We start from the raw sequence: 19,539 nt of genomic DNA on the forward strand, positions 1-19,539 counted from the left end.
GGTTCAAAGGGTCTTCCAGCGAATGGTGCGCAGACCGGATCGAGAGACGGCGCCCGGGGGTGGTGCGGATCCGCGTTTGACGAGCAGTTCGCGGGCTATGCCTTGCTCAAGCTTGTGAGCTAGGACGTCGGGGTCGAATTCGGTGCCGATCGGGTTGCGGTCGAATTCGCCGCTGTGCATCCACTCTAGAAGCTCACGATTGGTGGCGAAGTTATCGACTTGGAGTTCGAGGCGGTTCCCGTCGGGGTCCTCGTAGTAGAGGGAGGTGGTGGGGCCGTGGTTGACGCACCAGACGGGCTGCACGCCGACCCTGGCCAGCCGCCGGTAGGTGGCCATGAGTTCGGGCAGGTCGTGGTAGGTGAACGCCACGTGATCGAATCCCCAGAACTTGCGGTGCAGACCCCACACGAGGCCGGGGATCTTGAACAAGCTCGGCAGGCGGATGAGGGCGACGCGGTGGTGTTCCTGGTCGTAGGTAAGGAATGCGATCCGCTTGTCCCGGAAGACGACAACGGCGTCCAGAACCAGGCTGTACCAGGTGACCATTTCTTCTAGTCGTGGGGTTTTGAAGACCACGTGGGCGAGTTTGGCCGGCGCGGACGAGCGTGGCTCCTCGAGGTCGTGCGGCGTGGAGAAGTGTTGGTCGGTCATCGCGAACGCCGGAGTTCGTACATTGCGCCGAGGCCGAGGGCCAGGTCACCGGCGACCGTCATCAGGTTGCGGATACCGGCGCGGTCTCCTTTCGCCATGGCGGCTGCCCGGGTGGCGGCCAGCAACAGGGCACTCATTCCCGCCGAGCTGAGGAACGCGCGCTCGGGACGGCCACGAAGTGTCTGGATGACGCCCCAGCCGAGTCCAGCGTTGAACGCCCCTATCTCGCGCTGATACCAGCGGTCCTCGGGCCAACCGAAGTGTGCGGCCATCCGCTCGGGTGCCAGTAGATGCCCGAAGAAGGCCACGCCGGCCATGGTCATGGTTCCGCCGACCAGTATGCGCTGCGAACCTGTGAAGGGCTGGCGGGTGCGTGCTGCGGCGAACGGAGAGTGGTTGGTCATGCGGGCCTCCCTCGGCGGTCTGATTGGTGCTGGTCGTCCTGCGGCTCGGGAAGACAGCCGGCGGCGATCGCGCCGGCGCCGACGGAGTCGGTGTCGAGTCGGCGGGTGACGAGCTTGGCGATGAACCGGCCCAGAGCCGGGATTTCCAGTGGCAGGAGCGACGTCGCCGGATGGACACGGCGATACTCGCCCTGCTCGATGGCCTTCACGATCGCCTTGGCCACCGACTCAGCTGAGACCGGCGGCGGGGTACGCGTCGGTCCGTTCCGCCAGGGCAGCAGGTCGATGTCGCGGGCGGCGGTGTCGGTGGCGCCGGGCACGATCTCCAGCACCGACACGCCGGTGTCCTTCAGTTCGTGTCGCAGCGTGCGGGTCAAATATGCGAACGCGGCCTTGGACGCACCGTAGTAGCCCAACAGCGGGATCGGCACGGCCTGCAGGCTGGAGGTGACGTTCACCACCAGTCCACCGCCGGCGCTCAGGGCCGGGAACAGGTGCCGAGTCAAGGCGAGCGGAGACCACAGGTTCGTCTCGAACAGCGCCCGAGCCTGATCGTCATCACCGACGGCGGATAGTGCAGCCACCATCCCGACGCCGGCGTTGTTGATCAGAATCTGCACCCTCCCCAGCGCGGCGATCACGTTCTGAGCGAGCTCGGCGGCAGCACCAGGACGGGACAGATCGACCTCGATCACGTGTGGCCGGATCAGACCCGTACCTTCGATCTGATCGGCGACCTCTTCCAGATTCGACCGGCGACGAGCGGCGATCGCCAACCGCCCACCCCGCTCAGCCAAAGCGAACGCCACCGCCCGACCGATCCCGCTTGAGGCACCCGTGACCAGGATCGGCACCTCTGCTACAGACCGGCGGCTCACCTGCCCGCTCCCGCTGAAGTGGCGACGCTCATCAAAGCCTCCCCGTATTGACTGATTATCAATCAATTGGGAAGGTAGTCCTGCCGATCCGAGCCGTCAAGCAGGGGAACCCCGATGAAACTGGCAACCTTCCAGGCCTGTGATGGCCCACGCCCGGCCGCTGTCGTCGGCGAGGAACTAGCCGATCTTTCTTCTGTCCCCGACGGCCCCACAGACGTACTGACCCTGCTGAGCGATGGCCACTGCGCTGAGCGTGTCAAGCGGCTGCTGAAAAAAGCGCTCCGGTTCCCGATCGCTGGAGCGCAGCTTCGCGCGCCAGTGCCCCGGCCGGGTAAATTCCTTGCCATCGGGCTGAACGCGCCCGACCACCGCCGCGACGTCAATGTCGGCTGGCTGATGCGCGAGCCTGGCAACATCCGACTTGCGCTTGGCTACCTGATCGCCCATCCCCGGCCGCGGTACCCCTTCTTCTTTGCCAAAGCCACCAGCTCGATCACCGGCCCCTACGATCCGATCTGGATTCCGACCGGCGCCAAGCGCACCGACTGGGAGGGGGAACTGGCCGTCGTCATCGGAAGGCATGCCCATCGCCTCACGCCCGCGACCGCCCGCGACGTGATCGCGGGATACATGATCACCAACGATGTGTCCGTCCGCGACTGGCAGACCGACAACCCCACCGGTCCGCTGCTGGCCAAGGGCTACGACACCCACGGGCCGCTCGGCCCTTGGCTGGTCACCCCCGACGAGTTCGACGTCGCGGATCTCGAACTGCGCACCCTGCTCAACGGTCAGCTGCGACAACGCGGCCGGATCGGCGACCTCATCCATTCCCCCGCCGAGATCGTCAGCATCCTGTCCGGCTTTTGCACCCTGCAACCGGGCGACGTCATCGCCTGCGGAACCTTCGCCGGAACCGGCTGGCCCACCGGACGCTTCCTACGTCCCGGCGACACCGTCCGCATCGAGATCGACGGCCTCGGCCACATCGAAAACCCCGTCGTACCCGAGCCCACGTACCCATAGAACAGCGCACTCTAGGCTTTTTCCATGACCAGCCCGCACCTCGACGACACCAAGACACCGCGCACCGACCGACGCGCCAAACTCATCACGGCCGCCTCCCAGCTGTTCTCAGAACGCGCCTACGACGAAGTGACGACCACCGAAATCGCCAAACGTGCGGGCGTCGCATACGGTCTCATCGCTCACCACTTCACCAACAAACGCGGCCTCTACCTGGCCACCATCCATGCGGCCGCCGAAGAACTCCAAGCCCTTCAGACAACCCCACCCGATGGCGAGACCCCGGCCGAACAGCTCCGTAACGCCATCAGCCGGCACATCACCTACATGGACCGCCACGCCGCGGGCTTCCTCACCCTCATCCGCGGCGGCAACGGCTCGGATCCCGAGGTCCGCGCGATCATCGAAGATCTGCGTTGGCAAGGCGCTCTCCGCATCCTCAACGCCCTCGGCGTCGACCACCCCGTCCACCCCGTACTCCGCGCCTCCATGCGTGGCTGGGTCGGCTACCTCGATGAACTCATCGTCGACCACATCCACCACCACGACATCCCACAAGAACATCTCGTTCAGCTCACGATCGCCGCGCTGACCGCGACATTGCGCACCGCCTACTCCATCACCCCCGACATCGGGATCGCCCCAGCCACCATCGACATACTCGTTGCCTGACCCCTTTCGGGCTTACTTAGTCTGCCCCCGAGGGAGGCCTCGCCCGACCCGATGCTTCGGGAACCACCGCAGCCGAGTGAACGTCGTTACTCATGATGCTCACCAGTGAACAACGAGACCGGGTCGCGGGCGTGCTCCTCGGGGCGGCCTGCGGAGACGCGCTCGGCGTGCCGTACGAGTTCGCCGAGCGGCTGCCCGACACCGCCGTGCCGGAGATGATCGGCGGCGGGCTGGGCCCGTACGCGCCCGGTGAATACAGCGACGACACCCAGATGCAGGTCTGTGTGGCCGAGGTCGCCGCGCTCGGCGGCGACCTGCGGTCCGAGGCCGCGCTCGACGGGATCGCCGAGCGGTTCCTGCGATGGTTCCACGGGGGTGCGAGCGACGTCGGGCTGCAGACGTCCGGCGTGCTGGCCGCCACCGCGCGCGCCGGGGGCCTGTCCCGGGCGATGCGCGAGGCGTCCGCGGACCTGCACCGCAAGACGGGACGCACCGCCGGGAACGGCTCGCTGATGCGAACGGCGGTCATGGCGCTGCCCTACCTCGCCGACCCGGAGGGGCTGGCGGAGGCCGCGCGGCTGGTCAGCTCCCTCACCCACTTCGACGAGCTGGCGGGGGACGCCTGCGTGCTGTGGTGCGCGGGCGTACGGCGGGCGGTGCTGGACGGGACCGTCGACGGCGTCCGCGAGGGCCTGGATCTGCTGCCCGCGGATCGGCGGGACCTGTGGGCGGGGTGGCTGCGGGAGGCCGAGTCCGCTCCCCCGGAGTGGTTCAGCCCGAACGGCTTCGTCGTGCCCGCGCTGCAGGCCGCCTGGTCCGCCGTCACCCGCACCGCGACGCTGCCGGACGGCGCGATCGCCGCCGTGCGTGCGGGCAACGACACCGACACGGTCGCGGCCATCGCCGGCGGCCTCCTGGGTGCGCGGTACGGCGCGTCCGCCGTGCCCGCCGAGTGGCGGGCACAGGTGCACGGCTGGCCGGGCCTGCGCGCCGACGACCTGGTCGACCTGGCCCGGCGCGCCGCCGAACCGGCCGGCTGACCGCTCCTCGGTCCCGGCCGGCCGGAAACGGCGGCGACCGGTCCGCATCCCGAGTCGACCGGACGACGGGCTACTTCGTCCGCTCCGGACCGCCCGGGTAGGCGCGCCGGGGGCCGCCCTGGTGTGACTCGTCGTGGCGGCGGGCGAGGCGCAGCGCGTACTCGCGGGGCGACACCCCCAGCCGCCACGTGCACACCAAGCAGGACAGGTGATCGTTGGTGGTCTGGTCGTCGTGGGCGATGTCGACCACGCCTATCCGCAGGTTCTCCACGGCCCGCACCGTACACGGAGCGTAGCGGGATGCTCCACTTCCGTGCTGCGGCGTGTCAGCCGAGCGAGCGCGCCTCCTCAGCCGAGCGGGCGCGCCTCCGCGACGCGGACCTCGACGCAGTTGCCTTCCGGGGTGCTCTTGGAGCTCTTTCGCCACAGGTCGTCGGTGCGCATCAGATGCCCTCCAGGATCGTGCCGATGATGTCGATTGACTCGTCGGGGGTGGCGCTGATGACGCTGAGACGATCCATGGCGAGGGTGTAGCGGTCGACGTCCTCACGCTTGTCGAGGTAGAGCGCGTTGCCGAGCTGCTCGACGTAGACCACGTCGGGCAGTTGCGGATCGGCGAACCGCATGATGGTGAACCCACCGGGTGCGGCGTGCTTCGCGCTCGCGGCGAACGGCGTGACCTGGAGCGTGAGACCGGGCTGCTTCGCGGCGGCCATGAGGTACTCCAGCTGGCCGCGGAGCACCTCGGGTCCGCCGACGGGCCGGCGCAGCGCGATCTCGTCGATCACGGCCCACAGCCGCAGCGCGCCGTCGCGGAACTTCCGCTGTCGCGTGGCTCGCAGCGCGACCCGGCGCTCCACCTCCTCGGACTGGAAGTCGCCCAGGGAGATGACGGCCGCGGCGTAGTCCTCGGTCTGCAGCAGGCCGGGGACGAACTGCGGCTCGTACGTGCGGATGCGGGACGCCGCCTGTTCCAGGCCGATGTAGGACTGGAACCACGACGGCAGGACGTCGCCGTAGCTGTGCCACCAGCCGGGCTGGTTGGCCCGGCGGGTGAGGGACAGCAGCTGGTCGCGCTCCTCCGCGTCGGTGATCCCGTACACCGACAGGAGGATCGCGACGTCCGCCTCCTTGAAACCGCTGCGGCCGAGCTCCATCCGGCTGATCTTCGACTCGGATCCGCCGATCGCCTTGGCCGCCGCGACCGAGGTGACGCCCGCTTTCTCCCGAAGCCGGCGCAGCTCCGATCCGAGAAGGATGCGCAGCGCCGTCGGCCCGCTCGCTCCAGCGTTCGCCATGACCTCGACCTCCCTTGCGGCTGACCTCAGAGTCTTCCACGGACCGGGAGATCAACCGCCGATGCAATTTCATTCACCCATGGGCTTGCATCGTCAGCGTCGTGGCGCAATGCTATCCCATAGCTGGATGCAATCCCATTGGCAGCCGTGGCCAGGCGCGTGATGGTGATGCGGGCGAGCCGCGAGGCCGCCCGCGCGACGTCCGTACTCGGCGGCGAGTTCTCCGATCCGACCGCCGAGTTCGGGCGTTCGTGGAAAAATCATCGCCTCCGACATAACCGGCGACAAAGGCATCTCGTGACGGACAGCGACGACCGGCAAGATGAGTTCCGGCCCGACATTCCGAGCCCGGCGCGGGTGTACAACTACATCCTCGGCGGCAAGGACCACTATCCCGCCGACCGCGTCGTCGCGGAGAACACCATGGCCGCCCTGCCCAGCGCGCGCGACGCCGCGGTGGAGAACCGCGGCTTCCTGCGCCGCGCCACCCGCTACCTCGCGGCCGAGGCGGGCATGCGTCAGTTCCTCGACATCGGCACCGGGCTGCCCTCCAACGGCCAGGTCCACGAGATCGTGCAGGGCGTCGCGCCGGAGTCCCGGGTCGTGTACGTCGACAACGACCCGGTCGTGCTGGCCCACGGCCGGGACATGCTGCACGGCGTCGACGGGACCACGATCGTGCGGCACGACCTGCGCGACCCGGACGCGATCCTGGGCGACCCGCAGCTGCGCCGGCTGCTGGACCTCGACCGGCCCGTCGCCCTCATGCTGGTGGCGGTCCTGCACTTCGTCGCCGACTCCGAGGACCCGTACGATCTGGTCCGGCGGCTCATGAAGCCGCTGCCGCCGGGCAGCCACCTGGCGATCTCCCACGGCACCGACGACGGCGACGACGAGGTGCAGCAGGCCCTCGACGAGAACTACAAGACCTCCAGCTCGGCCCACGTCCGGCCGCGCTCGCAGGTCGAAACGTTCTTCACGGACCTGGAGCTGATCGAGCCGGGCGTGGTGTGGACCCCCCTCTGGCGCCCGGACGAGGCGTCGAGCCCACTGCGGGACGACCCCGCCCGCTCCGTCTGCTGGGCGGGCGTCGCCCGCAAGGCGTGAGCCGGCGGCGCGGGGACTGGTCCAGAACGACATTCGGATCGTAAGGTTCGGGGGCGGAGGTGCCGATGAAGAGTCAGGACGACGTCAAGGCCGAGCTGACCGCGACAGGGCAGCTATTCGAGATGGACGAGATCGAGATCCGCGGCGTCCGGACTCGCGTCTGGAAGCACGCTCCCCCGTCGCTGCGGTCCGTCCTGGAGATCACCCGGTTCCACGGCGAGGCGCCGTTCATCGTCTACGAGGACGAGCGCCTGACCTTCGAGGAGCACTTCCGGCGCGCCGCGACGTTCGCGCGCCGCCTCGTCGAGCGGTACGGCGTGCGCAAGGGCGACCGGGTCGCGATCGCCATGCGCAACTTCCCCGAATGGTCCGTCGCCTTCTTCGGCGCCGCGGCCGTCGGCGCCGTCGTCGTCCCGCTCAACGCCTGGTGGACGGCGTCGGAGCTGGAGTACGGCCTGCGCGACAGCGGCGCGACACTGCTCGTCGCCGACAAGGAGCGCGCCGACCGGCTCGCCGACGTGCTGCCCGGGCTCGGCATCCCCACGATCGTCGTACGGGCCGAAGTCCCGCCGCCCGGCACGGACGCGTACGAGACGGTGCTCGGCGAGGTCACCGCCGACGTGACACTCCCCGAGGTGGAGATCGAGCCCGAGGACGACGCGACCATCTTCTACACGTCCGGGACGACGGGCCGGCCGAAGGGCGCGCTCGGCACGCAGCGCAACATCACGGGGAACACCTTCTGCCTCGGGTACGCGATGATGGCCGCCGGCCTGCAGGCGGGCAGCTCACTCGAGGAGGTGTCCGCGCCGCAGCGGCGCGTCACCCTGCTGAACGTGCCGCTGTTCCACGCGACCGGCTGCCACGCGATCCTCGTGGCCAGCGCGATCCTCGGCGGCACCGTCGTGCTCATGTACAAGTGGAACGCCGAGCGCGCGCTGCAGCTCATCGAGCGCGAGCGGGTCACGGGGTTCGGCGGCGTGCCGACGATGGCGTGGGAGGTCCTCACGTCGCCGGAGTTCGACAAGTACGACACCTCCAGCCTCGCGACCGTCTCGTACGGTGGCGCGCCGGCGCCGCCCGCGCTCGTCGAGAAGATCAAGGAGCTCCTGCCGGAGCGGGTTCCGAACAACGGGTACGGCCTCACCGAGACGTCGGCGGTGACGGCCTACAACAGCGGGATCAATTACCTGACCCACCCCGACAGCGTCGGGCTGCCGGTGCCGGTGGTGGACGTCAAGGTCGTCGACCCGGTGGGCGAGGAGCTGCCCATCGGCGAGGTCGGCGAGCTGCTGGTGAAGGGCCCGAACGTCATCAAGGGCTACTGGAACCGCCCGGACGACACCGCCCAGGCGTTCCACGACGGCTGGTTCCACACCGGCGACCTGGCCCGCGTCGACGCGGAGGGCTTCATCTACATCGTCGACCGGGCCAAGGACATGCTGATCCGCGGCGGGGAGAACGTCTACTGCGCCGAGGTCGAGGCCGCGATGTACGAGCACCCGGCCGTCGCCGACGCCGCCGTCATCGGGGTGCCCCACGAGGTGCTCGGCGAGGAGGTCGGCGCGGTCGTCCGCCTCCAGTCCGGGATGACCGTCACGTCGGAGGAGCTGCGGGCGTTCCTCGGCGAGCGGATCGCGGCCTTCAAGGTGCCGGCCCACGTCTGGTTCCGCGAGGACGAGCTGCCGCGCAACCCCGCCGGCAAGATCCTCAAGACACGTCTCCGCGCGGAGCTCATCGGCTGAGGCACGCTGCCGTTCCCGGACGTTGCCGCACTCGCTGCTGCCGCGCCACGAACAGACATGGTTGCTAAGGTTGGCAATTGCTGAGGTCGTGATGCCTGGTCGTCCCACTGTGGTGGTGCCAGGTCCGGCCGGCTGACAGGGTGGCGTTGGGGTGTCCACGATAGGGGGTGCCGCGGTGAGCAGACCGCTGTACCAGTTGAAGGCGGAGTTCTTCAAGACGCTGGGGCATCCCGCCCGGATCCGGGTGCTGGAGTTGCTGAGCGAACGCGAGCATTCGGTTTCGGAGATGCTGCCGGAGGTCGGGATCGAGCCGGCGCATCTGTCTCAGCAGCTGGCGGTGTTGCGGCGGGCGAATCTGGTGGTGTCCCGCAAGGAGGGCTCCACGGTGTTCTACTCGTTGACCAGTCCGCACGTGGCCGAACTGCTGGCCGTGGCCCGTCGCATCCTCACGGGTGTGCTCTCGGGGCAGGCCGAGCTACTGGAGGACCTGCGGGCCTCGACGGGTGGCCACTGAACTCGCGGCGCTACGGCCGACCGCGGAGCGATCGACCTTTCTGAACGGCGGCCGGCTTGGCCTCGTTGACCGAACCCGCACCTTGGCCGTGGCTGCACTGTTGCTAAAGTTAGCAACTGCCGATGTGACTATGCGCTGATACGTGGTCGTATCGCCGTGTGGCCTGGTGAATTCGCAGGCAGCGCATGGGTCTTTCCCGGCAGGCGTACAGGCGGTGGTGAGCGAGGTGGGTGAATCCGGATGGGTCTGATCGACAAGATCTGCCGCACGGGGCGAGTCGCTGAGCCGGCGCCGCCGGTGCCGGAACGGGCTGAGGGCGAGGCGGTCGAGCGTGTGTCGGGGTCGGTGCAGGTCCGGCACGTGGACGCCGGGTCGTGCAACGGCTGTGAGATCGAGATCGGACAGGCGTTCTCCCCGGTCTATGACGTCGAGCGGTACGGGGTGCGGCTGGTGGCCTCCCCGCGTCATGCCGATGCGCTGGTGGTGACCGGCCCGGTCACCCGGAACATGGCGGATGCGCTGCGCAAGACCTATGAGGCGGCGCCGCGTCCGTGCCTGGTGGTGGCTCTGGGGGACTGCGCCCGTGACTGCGGCATGTTCGCCGGCGGGCATGGGGTGGCCGGTCCGGTCTCTGAGTTCGTGCCGGTGGATGTGGAGGTACCGGGTTGCCCGCCGCCGCCGGAGGCGATCGTGGCCGCGTTGCGCGGGCTGTCCGGCCGGTGACCACGGGGATCGGGGTCGCCCGCCGCCGGGTGAAGGTGAACCGGTGAATCTGATCGCCTCTGGGCTGGGAGTCACGGTGGCGGCGTCGGGTGCCTCGGGGGTGGCGGCGGCCGTACTGCCGGCCCGGTGGCGTGCCGGAGCGGTCGGGATCGGTACCTCCGTGGCCGGTGTCGCGGGCGTGGTCGCGGGCGCGGCGGCGCTGTCCGGGCGGGTGTGGCGGTCGGTGCTGCCGAACCTGCTGCCGCTGGCCGGAGTGCGGCTCGAGGTGGACGCGCTATCAGGGTGGTTCTTGCTGGTCGTCGGTGGTGTGGCGGCACTGGTCGGCGTCTACACGGCGGGGTACGCCGGCCGGACCGGGACCGGCGCGTCCTCACGTACCGCGCTCGCCGCCCTGCCGTTGTTCGTCGCGGCGATGCTGGTGGTGCCCGTGGCGGGCAGCGTTTCGACGCTGTTGCTCGCCTGGGAGTCAATGGCGCTGTTCTCGCTGCTGCTGGTGATGACCGAGCACGCCCACGGCTCCGAAGTACGGTCGGCCGGCCGGTGGTATTCGGCCATGACCCAGGCCGGCTTCGTGGCGATCCTGTTCGCCTTGGTCTGGGCGGCGGCCGCGTGCGGTGGGGAGTCCTTCACCACCATCCGGCAGGCCGCGCCCGGTCTGCCGAGCGTGGCGCGGGGTGGGGTGTTCGTGCTTGCCGCGGCGGGATTCGCGGCCAAGGCCGGGATGGTGCCGCTGCATCCGTGGTTGCCGCGGGCGCACGCCGAGGCGCCCAGTCACGTCTCGGCGCTGATGAGCGCGGCGATGGTGAGCCTGGGGGTGTACGGGATCGTCCGGCTGGGTTTCGACCTGCTCGGCGGCGGGCCGGCCTGGTGGTGGATCCTGCTGGCGGCCGGCGGCGCGCTGTCCGCGCTGTACGGGATCCTGCAGGCCGCCCTCGCGGTGGATGTGAAGAAGATGCTGGCGTACTCCACTGCGGAGAACACCGGGTTGATCCTGCTCGGCGTCGGGGCGGCCGGGCTGTTCGCCGACGCCGGACAGGCGGGGCTGGCCGGTGTGGCGCTGGCCGCGGCTCTGCTGCACGTCCTCAACCACGCGGGCTTCAAGACCTTGCTGTTCTTCGCCGCCGGCGCGGTGGTGCGCGCGACCGGCACCCGTGACCTGGACCGTCTCGGCGGGCTGGGGCGGCGGATGCCCGCCACCACGGCGGCGTTCGCGCTCGCGGCGTTGTGTGCGGCCGCGTTGCCGCCCGGCAACGGCTTCGTCAGCGAATGGCTGTTGCTGCAGTCCTTGATCCATGCGCTGCCGCCCGCATCGGACCTGAATGCGATCGCCGCTCCGGTCGCCGTCGGCGTGGTCGCGCTCACCGCCGGGCTCGGGGTCGCCGCCTACGTCAAGACGCTCGGAACCGGGTTCCTCGCCCGGCCCCGCAGCTCCGCGGCGGAGGCGGCGCGGGAGGCGGGCCCGATGATGCTGGCCGCCATGGCCGCCGCCGGCCTCGGCTGTGGACTGCTCGCCATCGCGCCGGGGCTGACGGCGTCCGCCCTCACCCGGGCCACCATGATCACGCGCGGTGGTTCGCCGCTGACCGGGACCACGCGGCTGCACCTGCCGGGGGTGGGCGCGCTCTACTCACCGCTGCTGATCGTCGTGGTCTTGGCCGTACTCGTCGCGGGGATCTCGGTCGCCGCGCGGACTCTCGGCAGGCCGCGTCGCCGCGCCGTCGCGTGGGGCTGTGGCGACGGCCCGCAGACCGCCCGGACCCAGTACACCGCCACTTCCTTCGCCGAACCGTTGCAGCGGGTCTTCGACGACGTGCTCCGCCCTGAGCAGGACGTCGAGGTCAGCCACTACGACGAGTCGGCCTACCTGGTGGAGCGAGTGCGGTTCCAGCTCCGGGTGCCCGATCGGATCGAGACCTACCTGTACGTCCCGCTGCTGGCGGCGGGTCGGCGGGTGGGCCGGGCGGCGCGCGTGCTGGCGAACGGGAGCGTGCACCGTTACCTCGCCTACGGCCTCGTGGCGTTGCTGATCGTGCTGGTGGCCGGGGTGAGCCGGTGAACGGCTGGGTGGTGGCGGTCGGCCAGGCGCTGCTGACCGTGGTGGTGGCGCCGTTGCTGATCGGGTGGATGCGGCTCGTGCGCGCCCGGATGGAGGGCCGGGCCGGTGCCGGGATCGGCCAGCCGTGGCGGGATCTGCGGAAACTCGCCCGCAAGGAACCGATCAGTCCGGCCGATGCGGGTTGGCTGTTCGTCGCGGCACCGCCGGTGCTGGTCGCGAGTAGTCTGCTGATCGCCGCCATCGTTCCGCTGGTGTCCACCCGGTCGGTGGTCGGCGGTTCGGTCGACCTGATCGCCGTGGTGGGGCTGTTGCTGTTGGGCACGGTCGCGCTCGCGCTGGCCGCGCTCGACACCGGCACGGCGTTCGGGGGGATGGGCGCCAGCCGGGAGATGGTGATCGCGGCGCTGGTGGAACCCACCGTGCTGCTGGCGGTGTTCGCGCTGTCGGCGCGCGCCGGGTCGACCAGTCTGGCGGCCATCGTGAACGCCGGTGTCCATCACCCGGACCGGCTGGTCTCCCCGGCCGGTCTGCTGGCCGCGGCGGCGCTGGCCGTCGCGATTCTGGCCGAGACCGGGCGGATGCCGGTGGACAATCCCGCCACGCACCTGGAGCTGACCATGGTGCACGAGGCCATGGTGCTGGAGTACGCCGGCCGTGACCTGGCCCTGGTCGAGCTGGCCGCCGCGATGCGGCTGAGCCTGCTGCTCGGGCTGCTGGCCAACCTGTTCGCGCCCTGGGGGGTCGCCACCGGCATCGGCTGGTTCGGCCTCGTCATCGGAGCGACCGCGTTGATCGTCAAGCTGACCGCGCTGGGGGGTGTGCTGGCCGCCGGTGAGGTGCTGCTGGCCAAGGTGCGCCTGTTCCGGATACCCGAGCTGCTCGCAGGGTCGTTCGTGCTCGCCCTGCTGGCCGTCACCGCCTCCTACGTACTCGCCTGACCGCACTCGTGAAGGAAGCCGCCGCCATGACCCACCCGCCCGAGCCGGGCAGACCGTGATGAGCTCCGCCTACACCCAGGTGCTGTACGCGGCGTGCGGTGTGCTGGTGCTGGCCGGCATCGGTGTGGTGTGGCGGCGTGAGCTGTCCGCGCTGCTGCGGCTGCTCGCATTGCAGGGCGCGGCCCTCGCGTTGATCGCCGCCGTTCAGGCCGCCCATGGCCACAGCGTGGAGCTGGCCGTGGTGGCGGTCGTGGTCGCCGTGGTGAAGGCGGTCGTGCTGCCGCGGATCCTGCGCCGGGTCCTGGCCCGCGACGACCAGCCGCGCGAGGCGACGCCGCTGGTGAACGTGGCCGCCGCGCTCCTCGCCGCCGGCATGTTCACCTTGGCCGCATACGCCGCCGCCCGACCGCTGGTCGATCTGAACCCCACTCCCGCCGGCCGGGCCGCCCCCGCCGCACTGGCCGTGGTCCTGATCGCGTTCTTCACGCTGGTCACCCGGCGGCGCGCCCTGTCACAGATCGTCGCCGTGCTGATGATCGACAACGGCATCGCCGCGCTCGCGTTCCTCATCGCCGCCGGCGTCCCGCTCATCGTCGACCTCGGCGTCACCGCCGACGTGCTGCTCGCCGTCCTCGTGCTGCAGGTGCTCACCGCACGCATGCACACCCACCTCGGCGGAACCGATCTGGACGACCTGAGAGAGCTTCGCGACTGATGCCCATCGACCTGCTGCTGTACGTGCCGCTGGCGCTCCCCGCCGGAGCCGCCGGGCTGCACGCGGCCTTCGGATGGCGGACCTGGACCGCCTGGGCGGGTGCGGCCACCGCCGCCGGACAACTCACCGCCGCCATCGCCCTCGCCCCCCACCTGCTTCACCACGTGGCCCGCACCACCGGGGGCGGGCTGCTGCGCGCCGACGCGCTCACCGGCTTCATGCTGATCGTCATCTCCGCGGTCGCGTTGATCGCGACCTGGGCGAGCGTGCACCACATCGACGCCGAACAGGCCGCCGGACGCATGAGCTCCGCCGACGCCCGCCGCTACGGAATCCTCATCCACTCCTTCCTCGCCGCCATGGGCGCCACCGTGCTCGCCGACAACCTCGGCCTGATGTGGGTCGCCCTGGAAGCCACCACCGTCATCACGGCGTTCCTCGTCGGGCACCGCCGGGACCGCGCCGGGCTGGAGGCCGCTTGGAAGTACGTGGTGCTGTGCTCGGTCGGAATCGCCATGGCCTTCCTGGGCACCGTGTGCGTCTACGCAGCCGCGCTGCACACCGGCGGGCACGGCACCGGCGCCCTGGACTGGACCTTCCTCCTCGCGCACGCGGACCGCCTCGATCCCGGGGTGATCCGGCTGGCCGGCGGGCTCGCCGTGCTCGGGTTCGGCACCAAAGCCGGGCTGGCCCCCATGCACGCCTGGCTGCCCGATGCCCACAGCCAGGCCCCCGCCCCGGTGTCGGCGCTGATGTCCGGGGTGCTGCTGTCGGTCGCCTTCACCGCCATCCTGCGCTACAAGATCCTCACCGACGCCGTGCTCGGCCCCGCCTACATGCGGGTCCTGCTCATCACCGCGGCCCTGGCCTCCCTCACCGTCGCCGCGCTGCTGCTCATCGGCCAGCGCGACTACAAGCGCATGCTCGCCTACTCCTCCATCGAACACATGGGCCTGGCCGCGCTCGGCGCCGCCGCCGGCACCCGCCTGGCCGCCGCCGCGCTGCTCCTGCACATCCTCGGCCACGGCCTCGCCAAATCGGTCGCCTTCACCGGCGCCGGGCAGATCCTCCAGCAGGCCAAGACCAGCCGCATCACCGATGTACGGGGGCTGGCCGCCGGCAGACCCGCCCTCGCCGGCGTCTTCGGCCTCGCCGTCGCCGCGCTCGCGGGACTACCGCCGTTCCCGCTGTTCGCCTCTGAGCTCGGCATCGCCCGCTCGGCCGTCTCCGCCGGGCTCGGCTGGGTGCTCGCGATCGCCCTGGCGCTGCTGCTGGTCATCTTCGCGGCGCTCGCCCGCCACACGACCGCCATGCTGCTCGGCCCCGCCCCTGCACAGGACGGCTCCGTGGCCACGGCCAGGGTCCGCGGCGCAGTGACGCCGCTCGTCCTCGGCCTGACCGCCGCCGCCGTCATCGGCACCGTCCTCGGCCCGCTGCAGCCTCTGCTGCGTGCCGCCGCCGCGATCGTGGGAGCACCCTGACCATGCCATCCGACAACAAGCCCTCCGAGAACAGGCCATCCGGCACCACGGCCGGCAGGCACCCCACGCGAGCGAACACCCTGCCGCCCTCACTGAACGACCGCCCCGTCGTCCGCCGTACCCGGACCGAGCTCATCGAGCCGACCCAGCTGCATCAACGCGCCGCCGAACTGCTCAAGCGGGGTTACCGGCTCGCTCTGGTCGCCGCCCACCACGACACCCCCGAGGCCGCCAACGGCGCGGCCATCCGCGTCGTGTACCTGTTCGTCGCCGGCCCGCCCGACTCCCGCGTCGAACTCCACCTGCACCTCGATCCGAACGCCCCCGCCCTGCCCACCCTCGCCGCCCTGTCCTTCCCCGCCGGCCGATTCGAACGCGAGATGCGGGACCTGTACGGCGTGGTACCACTGGGCCACCCGCTGCCGCGCCGTCTACTCCGCCACCCCCATTGGCCCCGAGGCTGGTATCCGATGCGCGCCGACGCCGGGCCCCCTCCGGCGTTCGGCGACCCCGAGACGCCCTACCCGTTCCGCCCGGTCGAGGGCCCGGGAACCTATGAGATCCCCGTCGGGCCGGTCCACGCCGGGCTCATCGAACCCGGCCACTTTCGCTTCACCGTCGTCGGTGAGACCATCCTCAAGCTCAAAGCCCGCCTGTGGTTCACCCACAAAGGCACCGAGAAACTCTTCGAGGGTCACGCTCCCGCCCGTCGCGTCGCCCTCGCCGAACGCATCAGCGGCGACACCGCCGTCGGCCACGCCCTCGCCTACTGCCTCGCCGTCGAAGACGCCGCCGGCGTCGAGGTATTGCCCGAGGCCGCCCGGATGCGGGCGATCCTGCTCGAACTCGAACGTCTCCACAACCACATCACCGACATCGGCGCGCTGTGCAACGACGTCGGCCACGCCATCCTGCACGCCCACGCGCTGCGCATCCGCGAAACGCTGCTCCGCCTCAATCTCGACACCACCGGACACCGGCTGCTGCGCGGCGGCGTCATCCTCGGCGGAGCCAACATCCGCCGCCTGCCCGACCCCACTCAGCTGGAGGCCATCGGCGACGACATCCGCGAACTCGTCGCCCTCGCCCTGTCCCACACCATCATCCGCGACCGCTTCACCGGGACCGCCGTCCTCACCCGCAAACAAGCCTTCGACCTCGGCACGCTCGGCTACGTCGCCCGGGCCAGCGGCCTCAGCGACGACGCCAGGGTCAGTCACCCCTTCAGCGACCTCGGAGACACCCTTACCGTCCCCACCCGCACCAGCGGCGACGTACTGGCCCGTTTCCTCATCCGCGCCGACGAAATCGACGTCTCCCTGGGCCTCATCACCGAACTCATGGGCGGGCTCAACCCCGGCTACATCACCAGCTGGCCACCCCTCGCCTCCACCCGGCACGCCACCGCCGGAACCGGCATCGTCGAAGGCTGGCGCGGCACCATCGCCCACCGCGTCGAACTCGACGGCGAAGGGCGTCTCACTCGCGTCAAAATCGCGGACCCGTCCTTCTTCAACTGGCCCGCGATCCCCGTCGCCCTCAAAGACACCATCGTCCCCGACTTCCCCCTCACCAACAAAAGCTTCAACCTCTCCTACGCCGGCAATGACCTCTGATGGAAACCGAAAAGGCGTCATGATGCGGAGCGGCCTGCGCTGAGCCCGGTTTCACTATCCTCGAGGGATGATCGATCTTCAGGGGCTGGTGGACGACGCCCGGCGCGACGGCGTCGGCAAGTTCGTGGTCGGTGCCGTCGTGCACGACGGCGATCGCGTGCTCATCCTGCGCCGATCCGCCGTGGACGACTTCCTGCCGGGCATCGAGGAACTCCCCTCCGGGGGCGTCGAGGACGGCGAGGACCTGCTCGGTGCGCTCGCCCGCGAGCTCGCCGAGGAGATCGGCCTGGCCGCGATGACCGGGCTCGACCCCGGCTTCGTCGCGTCGTTCGACTACGTGTCCGGCTCGGGCCGCCGGGCGCGGCAGTACACCTTCGCGCTCCCGTACGACGGTGGGCCGATCACTCTCTCGGCCGAGCACGAGGCCCACCGGTGGATCTCCCGGGCCGACCTCGCGAAATCGGACCTCACCGAGGAGTCCGCGCGGACGCTGCGGGAGTTCTTCGAGCACGGCCTCAGCGGTCGTGGTCCTGGTTCAGGAAGCCGGTGACGACGGAGTAGAAGTCGTGCGGCCGCTCCTCCTGCAGGTGGTGGGAGGCGTGGTCCATGACGTACAGGTGGCCGCGCGGCACCATGCGGGCGAGCATCAGCGGATAGTCGGGGGTGAGGAACGCGTCGTACATCCCCCAGGCGAACAGCACGGGGGCCGTGATGCGCCCCAGCTCGTCGGTGAGGTCCTGCCAGTCGCCGCGCGGGTTGTCCGACGCCGCGGCGAGCGCCATCTCCTCCGGGTCGAGGCTCTGCTGGTACCGAAGGTTGACGGTCTCGTCGGGGATGGCGTCGGGGTCGTACCACTCGAGCCGCGCCATGAGCTCGCGCATCTTCTCCCAGGACGGGCCGGTGCCCCCGTAGTAGGCGTCGCGGGCGTTGCGGCCGCGGCGGGCGCCCTCCGGCAACGGCGCGAGCGGGCCGTAGAAGGTCGGCATGCTGCCGGTCACGACCAGCGAGCGCACCCGCTCGGGGTACTTCGCCGCCAGGTTGAGCGCGATCGTGCCGCCCCAGGAGTTGCAGATGAAGTCGGCCCTGGCGACGTCGAGCGCGTCCATGAGCGCGACGGTCTTCGCGGCGTGGAAGTCCCACATCGGCCCGGTGATGACGCACTTCTCCGACCGGCCGTACTGGAGGATGTCGACCAGGTAGCAGTCGCGGTCGTAGGCGAACATCGGGGCCACGGGGGCAAAGTCCGACCAGGCCGTGCAGCCCGGCCCACCGCCGTGCAGGAAGATCGTCGGGCTGCCCGCGCCCATGTGCAGGTAGTGGTACTTCACGCCGTCGGCGTCGGCGTACGCCCCCTCGGGAGCCGGCTGGATGTCCATGGCGGGATCTTCGCGCCGCGACGGCCGCCCACCGAAGCCCGTCGGTCCGCTGAGCGGTCCGCGGACCTTACCGCCGGTGGGCGCCGTGCGTAGCGTGCGGCCCCTGGGAACCACCCGGGAGGTGTCGCTTGGAAGCCGTGCCCGCCGCCGTCGACCTCGCCGAACAGCGCGCCCGCGCCCTCATCGGCCGGGTCGAGCACCGATCGCTCGGGGTCGTACGGGCGACCGAAGCCGCGGAGTTCGCGCGCGCCGCCGGCGAGACCTCGCCGCGCCTGGTCGACCCGGACGACGCCGGCTTCGTCGTCCACCCGATGTACGTCGTCAGCCTGTTTCGCGGCGCGCCGGGCCCCGACGATGAGGAGTTCCGCCCGGATGGGATGTACCGCGACGAGGTTCCGGGCACGGACGGGCTGGACGTCGCCCTGATGGCCGGTGGCCAGGACGTGCGCTGGCTCGCCGACGTACGGCCCGGCGACCGGATCGAGGTGCGGCGCACGCTCACGGCGGTCGAACGCAAGGGGCGCGGCACCGGCTTTCTGCTGCTGACCGTCGAGAAGACGTACGGCACGGCGGAGCGCGGCGCTCTCGCCGAGGTCACGGAAAGGTTCATCGTCCGTTGACAGATCACCAGACTCCAGCACCCGGCGCGGAGATCGCTCCCCTACCGCCGACTCCCGACGCGGAGGTCACGCCCGTACGGTCGGCACCCGGCGCGGAGAACGCTCCCGCACCACCGACGCGCGACGCGGAGGTCACGCCCGTACGGTCGGCACCCGGCGCGGAGAACGCTCCCGCACCACCGACGCCCGGCGGGGAGGTCGCGCCCATAGCGCCGACGCCCGGCGCGGAGATCGTTCCCGTACGGGCGGTGCCCGACGCGGTGCGGCTGTTGCGGTTCGGCGCGGTCACCCGGAACGCGCACCGTATCCACTACGACGCGGAGTTCGCCCGTACCGAGGGACTGGACGGACCTGTCGTGATGGCGCAGCTGCACGGTTGTCTCCTGCACCGGGCCGCGACGGCGTTCGCCGGCGGCGACCCCGGCGCCGTCCGCGCGCTCGGGTGGCAGAACCGCGCGCCCGCCCGTCCCGGTGACCATCTCGTCGTCACCGGCACCGTACGCGCGGTCGACGACGCGACCGGCGAGGTCACGCTCGACCTGGAGGAGCGGCTCGACGACGGCACCGTCTGCTGCCGCGGGCACGCCGTCGTGGCCCTGCCGTTATGAACGCCCGCGTGCCGTCCCCGCCGGCATGAACGCCCGTGTGCCGCCCCTGCCGGCATGAACGCCCGTGTGCC

22 protein-coding genes are annotated in these 19,539 nt (G+C 70.6%); 15 read left to right on the top strand and 7 right to left on the bottom strand.

Going from position 1 to position 19,539, the window contains the following annotated elements:
- Nucleotides 1-3: 3 nt before the first annotated feature.
- The 3 genes from ACQP2O_RS34645 to ACQP2O_RS34655 are packed head-to-tail and all read right to left on the bottom strand — an operon-like array spanning nucleotide 4 to nucleotide 1,933.
- Nucleotides 4-651 carry a VOC family protein gene (locus tag ACQP2O_RS34645; protein ID WP_433172529.1) on the bottom strand — a complete coding sequence of 216 codons (648 nt, stop codon included), beginning with the start codon at nucleotides 649-651 and terminating at the stop codon, nucleotides 4-6.
- Nucleotides 648-1,055, bottom strand: a complete 408-nt coding sequence (locus ACQP2O_RS34650) for a hypothetical protein (RefSeq protein WP_433172531.1) — start codon at nucleotides 1,053-1,055, stop codon at nucleotides 648-650. Before ACQP2O_RS34650 ends, ACQP2O_RS34645 begins: the two co-directional genes overlap by 4 nt.
- Complete coding sequence (locus ACQP2O_RS34655) at nucleotides 1,052-1,933, bottom strand: SDR family NAD(P)-dependent oxidoreductase (RefSeq protein WP_433191253.1); 882 nt, start codon at nucleotides 1,931-1,933, stop codon at nucleotides 1,052-1,054. Before ACQP2O_RS34655 ends, ACQP2O_RS34650 begins: the two co-directional genes overlap by 4 nt.
- A gap of 114 nt (nucleotides 1,934-2,047) precedes the next feature.
- On the opposite strand from ACQP2O_RS34655, the gene ACQP2O_RS34660 reads away from it, so the two are divergent.
- The 3 genes from ACQP2O_RS34660 (at nucleotide 2,048) to ACQP2O_RS34670 (ending at nucleotide 4,671) form a co-directional block, all read left to right on the top strand.
- Entirely contained in the window at nucleotides 2,048-2,959 is a 912-nt protein-coding gene (locus ACQP2O_RS34660) for a fumarylacetoacetate hydrolase family protein (protein WP_433172532.1), read from the top strand.
- Nucleotides 2,960-2,983: 24 nt separating this feature from the next.
- On the top strand, nucleotides 2,984-3,631 hold the full coding sequence (locus ACQP2O_RS34665) for a TetR/AcrR family transcriptional regulator (protein ID WP_433172534.1): 648 nt from the start codon (nucleotides 2,984-2,986) through the stop codon (nucleotides 3,629-3,631).
- 92 nt (nucleotides 3,632-3,723) lie between these two features.
- Complete coding sequence (locus tag ACQP2O_RS34670) at nucleotides 3,724-4,671, top strand: ADP-ribosylglycohydrolase family protein (RefSeq protein WP_433172536.1); 948 nt, start codon at nucleotides 3,724-3,726, stop codon at nucleotides 4,669-4,671.
- Between the two features lie 70 nt (nucleotides 4,672-4,741).
- On the opposite strand, the gene ACQP2O_RS34675 is transcribed toward ACQP2O_RS34670, so the two are convergent.
- The 3 genes from ACQP2O_RS34675 to ACQP2O_RS34685 form a co-directional block, all read right to left on the bottom strand.
- Nucleotides 4,742-4,942, bottom strand: coding sequence for a hypothetical protein (locus ACQP2O_RS34675; RefSeq protein ID WP_433172538.1), 201 nt, complete (start codon nucleotides 4,940-4,942; stop codon nucleotides 4,742-4,744).
- Nucleotides 4,943-5,019: 77 nt separating this feature from the next.
- Nucleotides 5,020-5,115 carry a DUF397 domain-containing protein gene (locus ACQP2O_RS34680; protein WP_360885874.1) on the bottom strand — a complete coding sequence of 32 codons (96 nt, stop codon included), beginning with the start codon at nucleotides 5,113-5,115 and terminating at the stop codon, nucleotides 5,020-5,022.
- Entirely contained in the window at nucleotides 5,115-5,969 is an 855-nt protein-coding gene (locus ACQP2O_RS34685) for a helix-turn-helix domain-containing protein (protein WP_433172540.1), read from the bottom strand. Before ACQP2O_RS34685 ends, ACQP2O_RS34680 begins: the two co-directional genes overlap by 1 nt.
- Nucleotides 5,970-6,266: 297 nt before the next feature.
- Between ACQP2O_RS34685 and ACQP2O_RS34690 the strand changes: the two genes are divergently transcribed.
- The 10 genes from ACQP2O_RS34690 to ACQP2O_RS34735 all read left to right on the top strand — a co-directional run bounded on the left by ACQP2O_RS34690 (nucleotide 6,267) and on the right by ACQP2O_RS34735 (nucleotide 17,414).
- Complete coding sequence (locus tag ACQP2O_RS34690) at nucleotides 6,267-7,076, top strand: SAM-dependent methyltransferase (protein WP_433172542.1); 810 nt, start codon at nucleotides 6,267-6,269, stop codon at nucleotides 7,074-7,076.
- Nucleotides 7,077-7,141: 65 nt separating this feature from the next.
- Nucleotides 7,142-8,821 carry a class I adenylate-forming enzyme family protein gene (locus ACQP2O_RS34695; RefSeq protein WP_433172544.1) on the top strand — a complete coding sequence of 560 codons (1,680 nt, stop codon included), beginning with the start codon at nucleotides 7,142-7,144 and terminating at the stop codon, nucleotides 8,819-8,821.
- A gap of 175 nt (nucleotides 8,822-8,996) precedes the next feature.
- A complete protein-coding gene (locus tag ACQP2O_RS34700) occupies nucleotides 8,997-9,335 on the top strand; it encodes an ArsR/SmtB family transcription factor (RefSeq protein WP_360885866.1) in 339 nt (112 codons plus the stop codon).
- 240 nt (nucleotides 9,336-9,575) lie between these two features.
- Nucleotides 9,576-10,058: an NADH-quinone oxidoreductase subunit B family protein gene (locus ACQP2O_RS34705; RefSeq protein ID WP_433172546.1), complete on the top strand. Its 483-nt coding sequence runs from the start codon at nucleotides 9,576-9,578 to the stop codon at nucleotides 10,056-10,058.
- A 43-nt stretch (nucleotides 10,059-10,101) separates the two neighbouring features.
- Entirely contained in the window at nucleotides 10,102-12,114 is a 2,013-nt protein-coding gene (locus ACQP2O_RS34710) for a proton-conducting transporter transmembrane domain-containing protein (protein ID WP_433172548.1), read from the top strand.
- A complete protein-coding gene (locus ACQP2O_RS34715) occupies nucleotides 12,111-13,052 on the top strand; it encodes a respiratory chain complex I subunit 1 family protein (protein ID WP_433172550.1) in 942 nt (313 codons plus the stop codon). The genes ACQP2O_RS34710 and ACQP2O_RS34715 overlap by 4 nt, the downstream gene beginning before the upstream one ends.
- Nucleotides 13,053-13,110: 58 nt before the next feature.
- A complete protein-coding gene (locus ACQP2O_RS34720) occupies nucleotides 13,111-13,767 on the top strand; it encodes a hypothetical protein (RefSeq protein ID WP_433172552.1) in 657 nt (218 codons plus the stop codon).
- Entirely contained in the window at nucleotides 13,767-15,248 is a 1,482-nt protein-coding gene (locus ACQP2O_RS34725; protein WP_433172554.1) for a proton-conducting transporter transmembrane domain-containing protein, read from the top strand. The genes ACQP2O_RS34720 and ACQP2O_RS34725 overlap by 1 nt, the downstream gene beginning before the upstream one ends.
- Before the next feature lie 2 nt (nucleotides 15,249-15,250).
- Nucleotides 15,251-16,864, top strand: a complete 1,614-nt coding sequence (locus tag ACQP2O_RS34730) for an NADH-quinone oxidoreductase subunit C (protein WP_433172556.1) — start codon at nucleotides 15,251-15,253, stop codon at nucleotides 16,862-16,864.
- Between the two features lie 67 nt (nucleotides 16,865-16,931).
- Nucleotides 16,932-17,414 (top strand): NUDIX domain-containing protein, encoded by a 483-nt coding sequence (locus ACQP2O_RS34735; protein ID WP_433172558.1) that lies wholly within the window; start codon nucleotides 16,932-16,934, stop codon nucleotides 17,412-17,414.
- On the opposite strand, the gene ACQP2O_RS34740 is transcribed toward ACQP2O_RS34735, so the two are convergent.
- Complete coding sequence (locus tag ACQP2O_RS34740; RefSeq protein WP_433172559.1) at nucleotides 17,380-18,240, bottom strand: alpha/beta fold hydrolase; 861 nt, start codon at nucleotides 18,238-18,240, stop codon at nucleotides 17,380-17,382. The genes ACQP2O_RS34735 and ACQP2O_RS34740 overlap by 35 nt on opposite strands.
- Before the next feature lie 137 nt (nucleotides 18,241-18,377).
- Between ACQP2O_RS34740 and ACQP2O_RS34745 the strand changes: the two genes are divergently transcribed.
- Nucleotides 18,378-18,860 (top strand): FAS1-like dehydratase domain-containing protein, encoded by a 483-nt coding sequence (locus ACQP2O_RS34745; RefSeq protein WP_433191255.1) that lies wholly within the window; start codon nucleotides 18,378-18,380, stop codon nucleotides 18,858-18,860.
- Nucleotides 18,857-19,468: a hypothetical protein gene (locus ACQP2O_RS34750; protein WP_433172561.1), complete on the top strand. Its 612-nt coding sequence runs from the start codon at nucleotides 18,857-18,859 to the stop codon at nucleotides 19,466-19,468. Before ACQP2O_RS34745 ends, ACQP2O_RS34750 begins: the two co-directional genes overlap by 4 nt.
- The last annotated feature ends 71 nt before the right edge of the window (nucleotides 19,469-19,539 follow it).

This window comes from Actinoallomurus sp. CA-150999, from assembly GCF_050942425.1.
In the GTDB taxonomy this organism is placed as follows: domain Bacteria; phylum Actinomycetota; class Actinomycetes; order Streptosporangiales; family Streptosporangiaceae; genus Actinoallomurus.